The organism is Nostoc sp. DSM 114160 (assembly GCF_053470305.1).
The window spans coordinates 285,848-300,600 of sequence record NZ_JBPFGO010000001.1 but is presented as its reverse complement, the minus strand read 5'-3'; the positions used below and the strand labels follow the sequence as shown (position 1 = coordinate 300,600).

General features: G+C 40.6%; 12 protein-coding genes and 1 pseudogene. 4 read left to right on the top strand and 9 right to left on the bottom strand.

Annotated elements, in window-relative coordinates:
* The first annotated feature begins 34 nt into the window (after positions 1-34).
* Together NSTCB13_RS01325 and NSTCB13_RS01320 are read left to right on the top strand one after the other, a co-directional pair.
* Positions 35-1,018 carry a hypothetical protein gene (locus NSTCB13_RS01325; protein ID WP_445629944.1) on the top strand — a complete coding sequence of 328 codons (984 nt, stop codon included), beginning with the start codon at positions 35-37 and terminating at the stop codon, positions 1,016-1,018.
* Between the two features lie 53 nt (positions 1,019-1,071).
* Positions 1,072-2,151: a hypothetical protein gene (locus NSTCB13_RS01320; protein WP_448271172.1), complete on the top strand. Its 1,080-nt coding sequence runs from the start codon at positions 1,072-1,074 to the stop codon at positions 2,149-2,151.
* Between the two features lie 393 nt (positions 2,152-2,544).
* Here the strand turns inward: NSTCB13_RS01320 and NSTCB13_RS01315 are convergent, their stop codons facing one another.
* From NSTCB13_RS01315 to acpP, 6 genes and pseudogenes are all read right to left on the bottom strand, one after another.
* The gene (locus tag NSTCB13_RS01315; protein WP_448271171.1) at positions 2,545-3,081 is read right to left on the bottom strand and encodes a hypothetical protein; all 537 of its coding nucleotides are present in this window, start codon (positions 3,079-3,081) and stop codon (positions 2,545-2,547) included.
* Positions 3,074-3,504, bottom strand: a pseudogene (locus tag NSTCB13_RS01310) (PIN domain-containing protein). Before NSTCB13_RS01310 ends, NSTCB13_RS01315 begins: the two are co-directional and overlap by 8 nt.
* 6 nt (positions 3,505-3,510) lie before the next feature.
* Positions 3,511-3,777: a hypothetical protein gene (locus tag NSTCB13_RS01305; protein WP_445632025.1), complete on the bottom strand. Its 267-nt coding sequence runs from the start codon at positions 3,775-3,777 to the stop codon at positions 3,511-3,513.
* A 151-nt stretch (positions 3,778-3,928) separates the two neighbouring features.
* Complete coding sequence (gene tkt / locus NSTCB13_RS01300; RefSeq protein WP_448271170.1) at positions 3,929-5,956, bottom strand: transketolase; 2,028 nt, start codon at positions 5,954-5,956, stop codon at positions 3,929-3,931.
* A 347-nt stretch (positions 5,957-6,303) separates the two neighbouring features.
* Positions 6,304-7,554: a beta-ketoacyl-ACP synthase II gene (gene fabF / locus NSTCB13_RS01295; protein WP_445629947.1), complete on the bottom strand. Its 1,251-nt coding sequence runs from the start codon at positions 7,552-7,554 to the stop codon at positions 6,304-6,306.
* Between the two features lie 235 nt (positions 7,555-7,789).
* Positions 7,790-8,044 (bottom strand): acyl carrier protein, encoded by a 255-nt coding sequence (gene acpP / locus NSTCB13_RS01290; protein ID WP_445629948.1) that lies wholly within the window; start codon positions 8,042-8,044, stop codon positions 7,790-7,792.
* 418 nt (positions 8,045-8,462) lie between these two features.
* On the opposite strand from acpP, the gene NSTCB13_RS01285 reads away from it, so the two are divergent.
* A complete protein-coding gene (locus NSTCB13_RS01285; protein WP_448271169.1) occupies positions 8,463-9,368 on the top strand; it encodes a CoB--CoM heterodisulfide reductase iron-sulfur subunit B family protein in 906 nt (301 codons plus the stop codon).
* A gap of 842 nt (positions 9,369-10,210) precedes the next feature.
* Here the strand turns inward: NSTCB13_RS01285 and NSTCB13_RS01280 are convergent.
* From NSTCB13_RS01280 to NSTCB13_RS01270, 3 genes are all read right to left on the bottom strand, one after another.
* Positions 10,211-10,942 carry an iron-containing redox enzyme family protein gene (locus NSTCB13_RS01280; RefSeq protein WP_448271168.1) on the bottom strand — a complete coding sequence of 244 codons (732 nt, stop codon included), beginning with the start codon at positions 10,940-10,942 and terminating at the stop codon, positions 10,211-10,213.
* A 673-nt stretch (positions 10,943-11,615) separates the two neighbouring features.
* Positions 11,616-12,668, bottom strand: a complete 1,053-nt coding sequence (lpxD, locus tag NSTCB13_RS01275; RefSeq protein WP_448271167.1) for a UDP-3-O-(3-hydroxymyristoyl)glucosamine N-acyltransferase — start codon at positions 12,666-12,668, stop codon at positions 11,616-11,618.
* 133 nt (positions 12,669-12,801) lie between these two features.
* Positions 12,802-13,884 (bottom strand): hypothetical protein, encoded by a 1,083-nt coding sequence (locus NSTCB13_RS01270; protein ID WP_448268439.1) that lies wholly within the window; start codon positions 13,882-13,884, stop codon positions 12,802-12,804.
* A 293-nt stretch (positions 13,885-14,177) separates the two neighbouring features.
* Here NSTCB13_RS01270 and NSTCB13_RS01265 point away from each other — a divergent pair, with 293 nt between their 5' ends.
* Complete coding sequence (locus NSTCB13_RS01265) at positions 14,178-14,663, top strand: SMI1/KNR4 family protein (protein ID WP_448271166.1); 486 nt, start codon at positions 14,178-14,180, stop codon at positions 14,661-14,663.
* Positions 14,664-14,753 lie beyond the last annotated feature (90 nt).

The following is a 14,753-nucleotide window of genomic DNA, read 5'->3' as shown; positions in this document are numbered from 1 at the left end:
AATAAATCATTTGCCTATTGAAGGGAGTTGGAAGATGACTACAGTTGGAGTCAAAGACAGCAAACAACAACTAATGCAAGCATTTCAACAAATTATTATCCAAAGAAAAAAACTTGAATCTAAAATAGCAACCAAACAAGAGGAAGCAGAAAAGGCAAAAAGTCAAGAAATTCTGCAAGCAGCTTCTGCATATACAGTTGATAGTATTGTCAAAGGTTTAGCTGATTTACAATTAGAGTTTGGGAGTATTCTCAATGGATTATCTGAAAAACTAGCTCAGGAAAATTCCAAGTTAGATGAATTGAACCGAGCGATAGAAATTGAAACTCAACGTCTGCAAGAACTGCAACAAATTAGAGTTGTAGCGGATACTTTAGACGTTTTAAGTCAAGAACACCAAGAAAAATTAAAAATTCTCGAACAAGATACTATTAGCAAAAGGGAAACACTAGAGAAAGAAATTACAATCAGGCGGAAAGAATGGCAAAAAGAGCAAGCAGAGTATGAAGAAAAACTTCAAGCATATAACAATTTATTAGCCAAAGATCGCCAGCAAGAACAAGAAGAATTTCAGTATAAGTTAGAAACTACTCGTAAACTCAATACCGACAGCTACGAAGGGATAAAGCGCCAACAACAAAGGGAAATACTAGAAAATTCTCAAAAGAAAGAGAAAGATTGGGCAGAACGAGAAAAAATCTTTGCTGAACGCCAACCACTCTTTGCAGATTATGAACAAAAGGTAACTACATTTCCTAGCGAACTGGAAGAAGCCGTTAAGAAGGCTAGAGAAGAAGCAATTAAAGAAACCAGTCAAAAAGCTAAAATTGAGGCTGATTTATTTGAAAGAGAATGGGAATCTAACAAACAGAGCTATGAACAAAAAATTCAATCTCTGGAAGAAACAATTAAGAAACAATCTGAGCAAATAGAAGGAATTTCTGCTCAATTGCAAACTGCATTAAAACAAGCACAAGACTTAGCTATGAGGGCTTTTGGTAGTTCTAACCCTAAATAGTTGTGAGTTCATAGCATCTTAATCATTTTGAATTCCTGAAGAGGAGATTTGTTGTGGTGGGGAAAAAACCGACTGATAAGAATACTAAAGTAGAAATTCTTCAGGCGTATGAGGAGTTGGCAAAAGAAAAAGCAGCACTGAAATCAGAACTCGATAAAGTTACCAAATATAACGAGTCTGGAACAAAAGAACAGCCTAAATTAGAACAAAAAACAGCTATGAATCAGCTTTCTAGCGTCCAACAGAAGATGAACAATACAATTGAAAGCTTGGCAAAGATTCAATTAGGTTTTGGCAGTGCTGCTAATGAATTATCAGAACAGCTAACCACGAAAGCTTCTAAATTGGAAGAAATTAGGCGAACTTTAGAAGAAGAAATCCAACAATTAACACAACTGCATAATTTAGAAATTTCTGATGATATCTTGGATACTCTCATCCAAGCCTATGAAGATAATACTAAAGCTTATCAGGAAGAATATAGCCAACGTTCTGAAGTGTTATTCCAAGAAATACTAGAGCAAAGAAATACTTGGGGAAAAGAACAAGAGGAACAGCAACGGGCGATAAAAGAACGGAATGAAAACTTGAATAAAACTCGGCAACGCGATGCAGCAGAGTACAAGTATAATTTAGAACTTCAGCGGCAACTGCAAAATGACGAATACGAACAAGAGCAGAAATCGCTATATAAGCAACTGGAAGAATTACTCCAAGAAACAGAAAAGCAGTGGGCTGAACGGGAGAAAGCAATTTCTGAAAGAGAAAAACAATTTGAAGAGTTAAAAGCCAAGGTAGAGGCTTTTCCGAAAGATAAAGAAGCAGCCATCAAAAAAGCTACAGAAGAAGGTAAAGGCATCGCCCACTACCAAGCTAAAGTCAAATCAGATTTATATTCTAAGGAAGTAGAAGGGCAAAAGCGTTTCTATGAACAAAGACTGCAATCTCTAGAACAAACTATTACCAATCAAGAGACGCGTATTCAAAATCTTTCTAAACAACTGGAATCTGCTCTCAAACAAGTTCAGGATTTGGCAGTTAAAGCTATTGAAGGTACTTCAAATGTTAATTCATATCAGGCAATCAAAGAAATAGCTTTAGAGCAGGCAAAGACTCAAGCAAAAAATAAATAAGCTGAATTTATTTTTGATGAAATTGCAGAGGCTTAAATTAAATTAAGTCTCTACAAGTAACTCTAATGCTTTTTATTCAGTTTTATTTGGTTTTTTGATGTCTGGAGGAGGTTGTACTTTCTTCTTTGTTGCGCTTACCTGTGTTTGCCTCAATGCTTTGTTGGAATTTTGTTCTTGACTAGACATAATACCAAGTTTTAATATCTACATTACGGGTATTCTTGATTACATCAATATATCACAGAAAATTTAAGTTTAACTAAAACAACTTAGTAAATAATGTTACCTCTGTAGCAGCATCCTAAATGTGAGGGTTAATTAAGTAGTAAGTAATATGGCATTCTTTATAGTTGGTTGTGGAGGTGCGTAGACGTAGCCTACGGCACGCATCGCTTACCAAAGCAAATAAGACTTTATGCTCTGTATATTAATACCGTAGAAAAAGATAATTACTATCAGCTTTACTGCCAGCGCAGTCAAGAATACCCTAATAGCCTCAAACGAATTTACCCAAATCGTACATCTAGCATCAAAACCAATAGATAAAATACCAATAGTGACATAACCAAGTAAAGTTAAAGTAGCAGTCATTACTACAATACCAAATGTGAATCCTGCTGCAACTATAGTTCCAATTCTATCTTCAGTAATTAGCGCCACTATAGTTCCTATTATCAATGCTGTTACTAACCAGGAGAATATATTAATATAAAAATATTTTTTAAGAATATACCGTATATTCCAAATAATAACTACAGTTAGAATTACAAGAACAGCTCCTAATTTGGCTCCGGCAAGAGCTAAATTAAAATTACTAATTTCCTTCATTACATGAATAACTAGAGTTGCATTTATAACTCCAATTACAATCCCTGTAAAGAAGGTACTATTTAATAGTAAATCGTTTTGAGATAAAGAAGGGCTATCCATAATAAAGATATTTTAAAAACAAATTTGCAGCCATTTTTAATAAATTAATATTTTGCAATTTCAGTAAATCAGAATCATTGGAACATAGAATTAAACCGCGTGCGATCGCTGTAGCCGCTATCAATACATCAGCCTCTTGTATTTTCCTAGCCTTTCTCTTTAAATCTGCATGAATTCGCAGGGTTTTTCTATAATTTCTAAATCATCCAAAAATAAAATTTTATAATTTCGACAGAATTCATTTAAATCAGATATCTGTCTGGTAGCATTTGCATAAAGCAATCCTCTTTTTGATTCAAAATAGGTTATACAACTTATAAATACATCTTCTCCCAAAAAACGCACCTCCTCTAGCTTCCTATTTACCTTTTGATTCTTCTTCAAAATAGCCGTTAATATATTTGTGTCGAGAAGATAGCCCATTTATTTCTATCTCCTTTTCACTGCTGCATCAAACATCTCTATTTGCTCTGGTGTTAAATCATTTAATGTTCCAGAAACTGCCTCTATTACTAAAATACTGTCAATTCTGTCCATTAATTCACCATCAGAGATAGCATTTAGAAATTCTGGTGAAAACTTATCTAATAAATTAACTAAATGTTGAATAATTTCTTGTTTATCTAATCTTTCTTGATAAAGACTATTATCTTGAATTAACTTATCGACGATTTTTGATAACCGTGCGATCGCTATATCTCTTTTCCCTGAAACTTACTGAATAACTTCCTCCTAATTCGTAACTGATTTATTCAATTATAGTTAATCTTCCTCAACCCTTATCTATGTAAAAAAAAGGCGGGCCTTTTAGCCCACCCCACAATATTTTGAGAATATTCTATTGCTATTAACCCAACAATTGTTTAGCCTTAGCTAACACATTATCAACGCTAAAACCAAACTTCTCTAAACAAACACCGCCTGGAGCCGAAGCACCAAAGCGATCGATACTAACAGTATCGCCTTCAGTACCCACGTATTTGTGCCAACCGAAACTAGCGGCAGCTTCTACAGATAAACGCTTGGTGACAGCTTTCGGCAGAATGGACTCTTTATAAGCCGCATCCTGTGCTTCAAACAGTTCCCATGAAGGTAGCGAGACAACACGAACTTTCTTACCTTCAGCCTTAAGTTTTTCGGCTGCGCCGACGGCGAGGCTCAATTCTGAACCAGTGGCAATCAAGATGAGATCGGGTGTACCTTCGCTATCCACTACGGTGTATCCACCCTTCGCCACACCCTCAATCGATGTACCTGCCAAGTTGGGAACGTTTTGACGGGTGAACGCCAACAGAGACGGAGCATTTTGCTTGGCTTTTTCAATCGCTATTTTATAAGCGCCAGAGGTTTCGTTACCGTCTGCGGGACGAAACACTAATAAATTAGGAATAGCTCGCAAGGAAGCGAGAGTTTCGATGGGTTGGTGTGTCGGGCCATCTTCACCTTGTCCAATGGAATCGTGAGTCATCACCCAAATCACGCCAGCTTGGGAAAGGGCGGATAAGCGGATGGCAGCACGCATATAATCAGTGAAGATTAAGAAGGTAGCACCGTAGGGAATTAATCCCGAACTGTGCAGCGCTATCCCATTACAGATAGCGCCCATACCATGTTCCCGCACCCCAAAGTGGATGTTAGGATTTTCGTAGTGCCCTTTTTGGAAGTCGCCTTTACCCTTGATTTCGGTCAGGTTGGAGTGAGTCAAGTCAGCCGAACCACCAATCAATTCAGGTAAAACCGCCGCTAGTTTGTTGAGGCAGGTTTCTGAGTGTTTCCGGGTAGGTAGTCCTTTGTCTTCTGGGGTGTAAGTGGGTAGTACCTTATCCCAACCGTCGGGTAGCTTGCCGTTTAGGTAACGTTCAAATTCAGCCGCTTCTTGGCCATACTTAGCTTTGTAGTCGGCAAAGGTTTTGTTCCAGTCGTTTTCGTAACCTGCACCGCGCTCAACTGCTTTGCGGGTGTGGTTGAGGGCTTCTTCAGGTACTACGAAAGGTTCGTATTCCCAACCCAAATTTTTCCGAGTCAAGGCAATTTCGTCTGCACCCAAGGCAGCACCGTGAACGCCAGCAGTGTTTGCTTTATTCGGGGAACCGTAACCAATAATCGTTGTTACTTTGATGAAAGAAGGCTTATCGGTAACAGCTTTAGCCGCTTCAATTGCTTTAGCGATCGCTTCTAAATCCGTGTTACCATCTTCGACGTGTTGGACGTGCCAACCGTAAGCTTCAAAGCGCTTGGAAACATCTTCGGTGAATGCCACATCTGTGGAACCGTCGATCGAAATGTGGTTGTCGTCGTACAGAGCGATGAGTTTGCCTAATCCCAAGTGTCCTGCGAAAGAACAAGCTTCACCGGAAATTCCTTCCATGTTGCAACCGTCACCCAAAATTACGTAGGTGTAATGGTCAACAATCTTGCTATCGGGTTTGTTAAATTTAGCGGCAAGGTGCGCTTCGGCGATCGCTAAACCGACTCCATTAGCAATTCCTTGACCTAGTGGGCCAGTGGTGACTTCCACACCTGGGGTCATGAAGTTTTCCGGGTGTCCAGGGGTTTTAGACTCCCATTGACGGAATTGCTTGATATCTTCAATGCTTACACTGTCGTAGCCTGTCAAGTAAAGCAGGGCGTACTGCAACATTGAGCCATGACCAGCAGATAAGACAAAGCGATCGCGATTAAACCATTTGGGATTTTTGGGATTAAACTTCAAAAAGCGATCCCAGAGGACAAAAGCCATTGGAGCCGCGCCCATTGGTAGTCCTGGGTGTCCCGATTTTGCTTTTTCTACGGCATCAATAGCCAAGAAGCGGATCGAGTTAATAGCCAGTTCTTCGACGGACAATTCTTTGGCGGATTGGGTTGCAACAGTCATAATCTCTTGTTTTTAACGACGGGTTAGCACTCTTGGTAGCTTCTCTTGCTGGGGTTATTTTAGATTCCCCACAGTATCCTCATCATCCCACTCCCGCTTATCGATGGACAAGCGGGATCTCCTGAGTTTCTGGTGATAAATCAAGCTGATAATTGGGTCATGCTGAACGCTTAAGTTATATCGGAATGATATTTCTGATACTTTGGGCATTGGGCGTTAGCAGTGCTGAGTGGTGTTAGCGGTAGCGGGGCGTTTAGCCCGTGCTGAGTTAAGAGTTAAGAGTTTTGTTTATCCCCTTGTCTCCCTTGTCTCCCTCATCTCCCCTGCTCCCTGCTCTCCTGCCTCTTTTAAACGTATTTCTTAAAGGCCAGTGTGACATTATGACCGCCAAACCCAAAAGAATTGGATATTGCTATCTCGACTTTTTGAGCGCGGCTAGAGTGAGGCACGTAATCTAAGTCACACTCTGGATCGGGATTTTCCAGATTAATTGTCGGCGGAATTTGGTCATTTGCGATCGCTAGTACTGTTGCAACTGCTTCAATACCTCCAGAACCGCCCAATAAATGACCTGTCATCGATTTGGTGGAGCTAATTGCCACCTTATAAGCATGTTCTCCCAAGGCTTTTTTGATTGCTGAGGTTTCAGTTGAATCATTAGCTGGGGTACTAGTGCCGTGGGCATTAATATAGCTAATTTGTTCGGGAGTTATGCCGGCATCTTTGAGCGCAAGTTCCATCGCTCTAGCGGCTCCAAGCCCACCAGGTACGGGGGATGTGATATGGTAGGCATCACAGGTCATACCATAGCCGATCATTTCGGCATAAATGTGAGCGCCGCGACTGATGGCGTGTTGCAGTTCTTCTAGAATTAAAATTCCTGAACCTTCACCCAAAACAAATCCGTTGCGATCGCGGTCAAAAGGACGGCTAGCATGAGCCGGGTCATCATTGTTAAAAGACAGTGCCTTGCAGGCGGCGAACCCAGCTATCGACAATGGTGTGACAGCTGACTCCGTTCCCCCACAAATCATCGCCTGGGCATATCCCCCTTGAATTAAGCGAAAAGCATCTCCTATGGCATTAGAACCAGCAGCACAGGCAGTTACAGGACAAGAGTTTGGCCCTTTAGCACCCGTGTGAATTGCCGTTAATCCTGCGGCCATATTGGCGATCATCATTGGGATCATGAATGGACTACAGCGATCGGGTCCACGGTTGAGGTAGATAGTTTGCTGGTCTTCTAATACCTTAATCCCACCAACGCCAGAACCGATGATCGCACCTACCTGTTCTGCATTCAGGTCATTGATCGTTAACTCCGCGTTAGCTAGAGCCTGTTTTGCTGCCGCAACCCCAAATTGGGAAAACCGATCCATACGCTTGGCCTCTTTGCGCTCCAAGTAATCATGCGGATCGAAGTTTTTCACCTCACCAGCAATTCGGCAATCATGGCTAGACGCATCAAATAATGTGATGTAGTCAATGCCATTACGTCCACTCAATAATCCATCCCAATATTCTGTTGCTGTGTTACCTATAGGTGTAATCGCGCCAACACCAGTTACAACAACGCGTTTACGTGTATGATCTGTCATGATTCAGTTAAAAATGGCGAAAAAGCAGCAGGCAAAAAATTTGAGGTTAGCGACTAGGTACTGGTGAGCCAGCGCGGTCTTAAAGGTTTCCTTTACGAGCGACTGGCATCGGATTTGCTGACTTCAAGTGACTGTCGTTAACGTCAGCATTAGTGACATTAGCAGCGTCAGGCGAAGAGTGGCTAGATATTAGAGAAAAATCTCCCCAATCCCAATCCCCAATTCCAATCCTCAGTTAAGCTGAGGCGGTAACTTTGTCATTGATGTAATCTACTGCGTCTTGAACGGATCTAATCTTCTCGGCAGCTTCGTCGGGAATTTCGATATCAAATTCTTCTTCCAAAGCCATCACCAACTCAACGGTATCGAGGGAATCTGCTCCCAGGTCTTCCATAAACTGGGCTTGTGGTGTGACTTTATCTGGGGGATCAACACTCAGTTGTTCGATAACGATTTTCTTGACCTTTTCAAAAATGTCCGTTTGGCTCATAAATAAAAGTCCTTAACCACTTGCTACGATCTGCTCTTTAGAGGAGACATTGTTTTGAGCATATACATCTTATCGTCAAGCGCGATCGCCCGCATACTTCCAAGGGTTTTTCTGCTAGAAAACCTCTGCCATTTTTAAAATAAATGGGGTAAGTTTTCTCTTAACACTTGAACTGTGGAGCGCGCTACGCCATCGCCGATTCCGTGTAAATGCTTTGGTTTTCCAATTATTGCTAAAATTTTTGACAATGTCTCATCGGTATTTACAGCCTTGCTAGCAATTAAGAATATGTAGATGCTGCGGCCTTTTAACCTAGACGCTTAAAAGGTAGCTAAACGTCAAACATCAGAATGATGCTAACAAGGAATAATAAAACAGTTATTGTTTAGAGCGATCGCTCTAACCCAAACATACTTCTATGCTACCTCAGACACTGAAATACGCTTACTTCCCTGGTTGTGTTGCTCAAGGGGCCTGTCGGGAACTTTACCAATCAACTCAAGCGCTCACCCAAGCACTGGGCATTGAACTAGTTGAACTTAAAAAAGCTGCTTGTTGCGGTTCTGGCACATTTAAAGAAGATTCGCAACTGCTAGAAGATACAGTCAACGCCAGAAATATTGCCCTAGCAGAAGAATTAAATTTGCCTTTACTTACCCATTGCAGCACTTGTCAAGGTGTTATCGGTCACGTCAACGAACACTTGAAAGAATGTCAGACTTCTAACCCTATTTACATTGAACAGGTTAATGGCTTGCTAAATAAAGAAGGCTGTTCGCCTTATCGCGGCAGTACTGACGTTAAACATCTTCTTTATGCCTTGGTGACAGATTACGGTTTAGAGGAAATTACCAAACGTGTCACCCAAAAGTTAACTGGATTAAAATGTGCGGCTTTTTATGGCTGTTATCTCCTCCGCGCCCAAAAATCTATGCCTGATGACGACCCTTTCCAACCGGAAGCGATGGAAAATATGTTTCGGGCGGTGGGTGCAACACCAATTTATTACCGAGGGCGGACACAATGTTGTGGTTGGCCTCTTGCTAGTTATGCCACCACCCAATCTTTTAAGATGGCAGGGATGCATATTCAGGACGCTTTAGCGTCTGGTGCTGACTGTATAGTTACACCTTGTCCTCTGTGCCACTTAAATTTAGATTCGCGTCAGCCAGAGGTAGAAAAGGTGATTGAACAAAAGCTAGGTTTACCAGTGTTGCATTTACCCCAATTGATTGCTTTGGCACTTGGCGTTAGTCCAAAAGAACTGGGTTTAGACCGTCACGTTGTTTCCACAAAGCCAGTGTTGGAAAAATTAGGATTTTAGTTTTAGGACTAGCCCTTTTTATCTGATTGGTAAAATCTCTTTTTTCTCTCTGCGCCCTTTGCGTCTGTGCGGTTCAAAAGTATTTTATTTAACCACGGAGGCGCAGAGAACACAGAGTTAAGAGGTTAAAGAGAGTTTATTGAGCAAAATTTAATCCACCTTGAAAGGCTAGTTCTAATACCAATTTGAAAAAAGAATGCAACAAATAGACCATTTGTAGAGACGCGATTCATCGCGTCTTTACCCAAGAATGTGTTGCAATCAATCATTAATTGAATTGGTATAAATTTATGGAGTACAAGGGGCTTAGAGGTTGTTTGAAAAGTGTTTGGGTGTGATTTTAATTACCCCCCTTAATCCCCCCGATGTATTGGGCTACAGTGTACACACAAGTATGACCAGCATAAGTTTCAACTCTTTTAGTAGTTTCGTAGTGGCGTGGCAAGGCTAAATTTGTGCATTAGCAAACTCTTGTGGGATGGGCGTCTCGCCCGTCCGGTGCGGGCAAGATGCCCACACCACAAAAATCTTCTTCGGAGCGCCCTCGGTGACGTAATTGCTGTAGCTGAAGATGTCAGTTTGAGTGTGCTCACTCCTGGAATTAAATTTACTATCTAAGGCTTTTAATAGAGACTTTCAAAAATTGCCGAAGAATTCAGGAGCAAAGCAAGAATAGCTGCGCCAAGGCGTTAGTCGTACAGAATAACCTTTTTGTATTCTGACAACTGACACCTTTATTCTGTTTTGATAAAAAATTTCCAAAAGTAACCAACTTACAATATATAAGACTGGTAATTTTGGATAACTTTAATTAAACTCTAATTTTGAGAATCGCTTTGGTATTAGCTTTGTAAGGTCAATGCTTCTTTTTCGAGGTTTTCATCCATCCAAGAAAACATATCGCCAATTGATTTAACCATATCTTCAACTCCTTCACGGAAGAGTTCAACATCTTTCTCAGACTTGGTATAAATTTGGGCTACTTGAATCAATTCGTCTGTATGTTCTGGATCTAAGTGGCAGTGGAGATGGAAATATTCGATAGTATGGTCATCGATACCTTTAAATATCTTACGAAGTCCTTCGATATATTTGATGAAAATTGCAGGTAAAACTTGCTCAATTGCTGCAAATCTTCCTAAAGAGCGTACTATAGGTTCATCATCACAAAATTCAAATTTTTTAAAGCGTAATGCCGGAATGAGAAACGCTCCATCATCGGCATTGATATCAATTTTAGGACAATCAATACCTTTCATAAAACGCATAAATAATGCTACATGAGCAAAATCTGAGTTGAGTTCTCCATGCTCAGTAAATGCATTTTCTAGCATAATCGTTCTAGCATGGTAACTATCCATTTTAGACGCGACTTTCAGAAAAGCCATATTGAATCTGTTTGAGCCAGGTAGCATTTTCATTGCAAACTGGCGGATTGCATCTTGTGAAAATTCTCCTTTGGCAAAGCGTTGAACAAAGGGATGTAGAGACAAATCCTGTGCTGTTGTGAGTTCTAACAAAACTTGCTGTAATTGGTTGGATATCTTAGCATCCAAAGAAAGAGTTGCAGTCATTATTCTAGGGGATAAGTGGGTTGTTGTTGATGCTTGATTGTCTAATTGGGCGTGAATATCTAGACAATTATTCACGCAGCTTGCATAGCAAAAAATGCATACTCTTTGCAACTCATGTTTGAGAGTATGTTTGCAAATGCTGATTAACAAATACTTGATTGACTGATTTGACGTGAATAATGAACAATTACTCAGGCAGTTCACATAGTAAAATGTGCAAACCTTTTGTAACCAGATTTCACAAGTTTGCAAATCCTTATTTAGATTAGTATCAGCTTGAAAATTGACATTATCTTCAAGAATTGAGGCTAAACTTTAACTATAATGCGTTCCAAAAATTTTTGTTTTTGGTTAACTGAAATGTACGTACATTTATTATGAATGATTTGTTACCCCTTTTGCAAATATTCCGTACAAGTTCGTACTTTGTCCTAATAAAAATTCTAGTGTGTTATTTTTTTGTAAGCAAATAAAAAAACATCATTAACTAAATCTTTATTTTTTTGTACAAATTTCTAAAGTTGGTATAAAATAATCAAAAATTTTTCGTGTCATCTGTCAATAGGAATAAAAATAAAATCCTCTTGAAGAAGAATACAGAATGGGACGTGCAAGATTCACGCCCCACAAGAGTTAATTTGAATTGGGTTATGTAATTTAGATAACTTTCAGCTTATTCATTGCTATTTTTGAATTGACGTTGCAATTGTTTTAGCGATTGATACATATCTGGCAGGCGACCATAGACAGCACATACCTTGAGATACAGTTTGTAAGGAAGGGCTGGAGTTCCACACACAACTTCTCCTGGTGCAACATCGCTGTGAATTCCAGTTTGAGCAGATGTCATTGCCCCATCACCAATTTTCACTTGATTGGCTATTCCTGTTTGTCCAGCTAAAATAACGCGATTTCCCAGTTTCACCCCTCCTGCCATGCCAACCTGACCTGCGATCGCACAACCAGAACCGATTTGGCAACCGTGACCGATTTGCACTAAGCTATCAATTACTGTATTGCGACCTATCCGTGTTTCTCCGACTGCTGGGCGGTCAATGCCAGTATTACAGCCAACTTCCACACCATCTTCTAAGACTGTATAGCCCGATTGTTCCATTTTGAACCAACCAGTCCGGGTGGGAACAAAACCAAAGCCTTCTGCACCAATCACAGCACCACTGTGAATGACGCAATCTGCACCGATGCGGGTGCGTTCGTGAATGGTACAGTTGGCGTGTAAGGTGGTGCGATCGCCTATTTTGGCATCTGGATAAATCACCACGTTGGGATGAATGATTGCCCCATTACCAACTTCTACCCCTTGTTGAATCACAGCATGGGGGCCAATATAAACATCACTACCAACTTTTGCGGTGGAGTGAATCACTGCGGTGGGATGAATTTCTGGGGTAGGGCGATATGGTTGATAAAAAAGTGCGATCGCTTTGGCAAACAATAATCGCGGATCTGGGGTTGCTAGCCAAACAATATCCCTTTCTTGTGCAAGCGCTTGTAATTTTTCGTCCTGGGGCAAAATTAAAGCACTAGCATTGGTATTACCGACAAAAGACCCAAATTTTGCACTTTCTACGTAACCGATCGTACCATTGGTAGCTTCATCAATGGCTGCTACCCCTGTAATTTCTGGGTCTTGGTCTGGGTTGCTAGTCAGGCTATGATTGGTAGCCGCGTCACCAAATTGACGGAGGATTTCGCTGAATTTCATTGTTGGGTGTGTTTAAAATCGATCTACAATTGCAAGATAATTTTCCCTCTTTATGCTCCAATACAATAATTTTGTAGACGCGTAGCGGTGAGGCAATCAGACTGTTTCTAGTTTCGCTTCAAGTTGGATTACTTCACTGACATTCTTCTGTTGATGGCTCTCGTGAGCTTACTTTCACTGCATCTTGTCTCAATAGCGTCTTGAGGCGTTGATTATCTTCGGTAGCGATCGTTTCACCATAGTGATGAAGTTGAAAAAGCTGGCAATACCGGTTTTGTTTAGCGCAAATCAAGCAGCCATAGGCATGATTACCGTTAGTACCACATAGCCGATGTCCCATCACCGGGCCAAGAGAAATATTTTGCTCGCTAGCAACAGTGCTGAGAATTGAACGCAGTTTTGACTCGAATTCTAACGACAAGTATTGCTTACGTCCTGGTTGTGTACGATCCCATTCTGGAACGATTAATTCCTGTTTTAACAGACTCGCTTCAATCTCTTCAGACATCACAAGCCCAGACAGAATAACGTGATGGGAAACATGAGGCAATAGTGTACGTGCTAATTGCCACATTAAAGCTTCATCAAACCACTCTTCAACTAGTGGACGCAGATACCAACAACAGGGAATGCCAAGGTTTACTAAATCTTGCAACAACTGTACCCGACTCTGAATTGAGGCTTGCTCATAGCCTGGTTTCAAGGGTGGTAGACTAACAAAGACAGTGACTCGAAGTGAATGAGGTCGCTCTAGAGTTTTTTTGAGGCGTTCTAGAAAAGATTGACCAGGATGGACTTTGGTAGTTATGTAGACTATATTGGCGGCTTTGCGGTCAATCAGTGCATCCAGAATTGATAGTACGCGTTCTCGATGGGCTGGAATAAAAGGGTCAGAGTAATCGCATAGTGAAATTGGAAAGCCCTTTTGTCCCTCTGGGGTAGCAAAAATGTGGTCTAGCAAAAGATCGAGCAAGTTAACCGGATCTGAGACATCCTGAAAGTTTTGTGGATAATGATGCCAGTCACGGTCTTGATGGCAGACACAATAGGCACATTCAATCGGGCAGCGATTTTGGACATTTGGTAGAAATGGATTGAGGCTGAAGTATTTTACAGCACGCTTCTCATCAGGAATACCAAGCACTGGAAAGCCATGCAGCATATACTGGCTTCCCTGCAACGTAATTGCAGACGCAGCATTTTTATCAGTATTCATATATTTTTTATGCGAAAATTAATACACCCTGAAAAATTTGTCTTCTCTAGGGTGGCTGGTGTGAATATAGAGTGGCAAGGTGGGAAATGCTGGAGGATTAGTAAGAATTTTGATAAGTAAATATAGTTAAGTAGGGCTTGCTTGTTCCTAAAAAACTGGTAAATGGGTTCGGGTTAACACGGAGATGCTCTTGGTAACAAGTTTTAAAAGTAGACTTTTGCCATTTTGTACTAGTCAGATAATTAATAATTAAGATAGAGATTATTTATCCTCTAAACAGTTCAAGTTTTAAAATGATTAATAATATACAAGAATTAAGAGAGCGCTTGTTTACTAGTGGAATAGTAACAAATGAGCAAGAGTTACAAGGATGTACCTCAGAGGAAATTGCATACATTGAAAATAAATATGGAATTTTACCAAGGACTTATAGGGAAATTTTAAGCTTACTAGGGCATAGTGCCGGAAAGCTTGTTAGCAGATCGGAATTTGAGTTTTACTTCGACCAAATTATCGATCATAATGAGTGGCGGCGAGAGAGTCTCCTTGAGTCAATTGCTGAAGGAGACGAATGTACAACCTTGCCTGATAATGCTTTTTGTATCTGTGCTAGAAATGGAGATCCGTGGTTTATTATTGCCAATGGACAAGATGACTGTTCTGTTTATTTTCTGCATGACGATTGCATAACAATTAAAGAGACCAGTAAATCTGTGATGGATTGGATAGAGGGATTTGTAGAAGAAGCTGAATATTGGATAAGGAGAGGACTGAGATAATCAACCTGGTAAAAAGGGTCAGTATTAAGCTCTCATCTAAGCACTAAAGTACTTACTACAAACTCTCTTCATCTGTGATAATCCCTATGG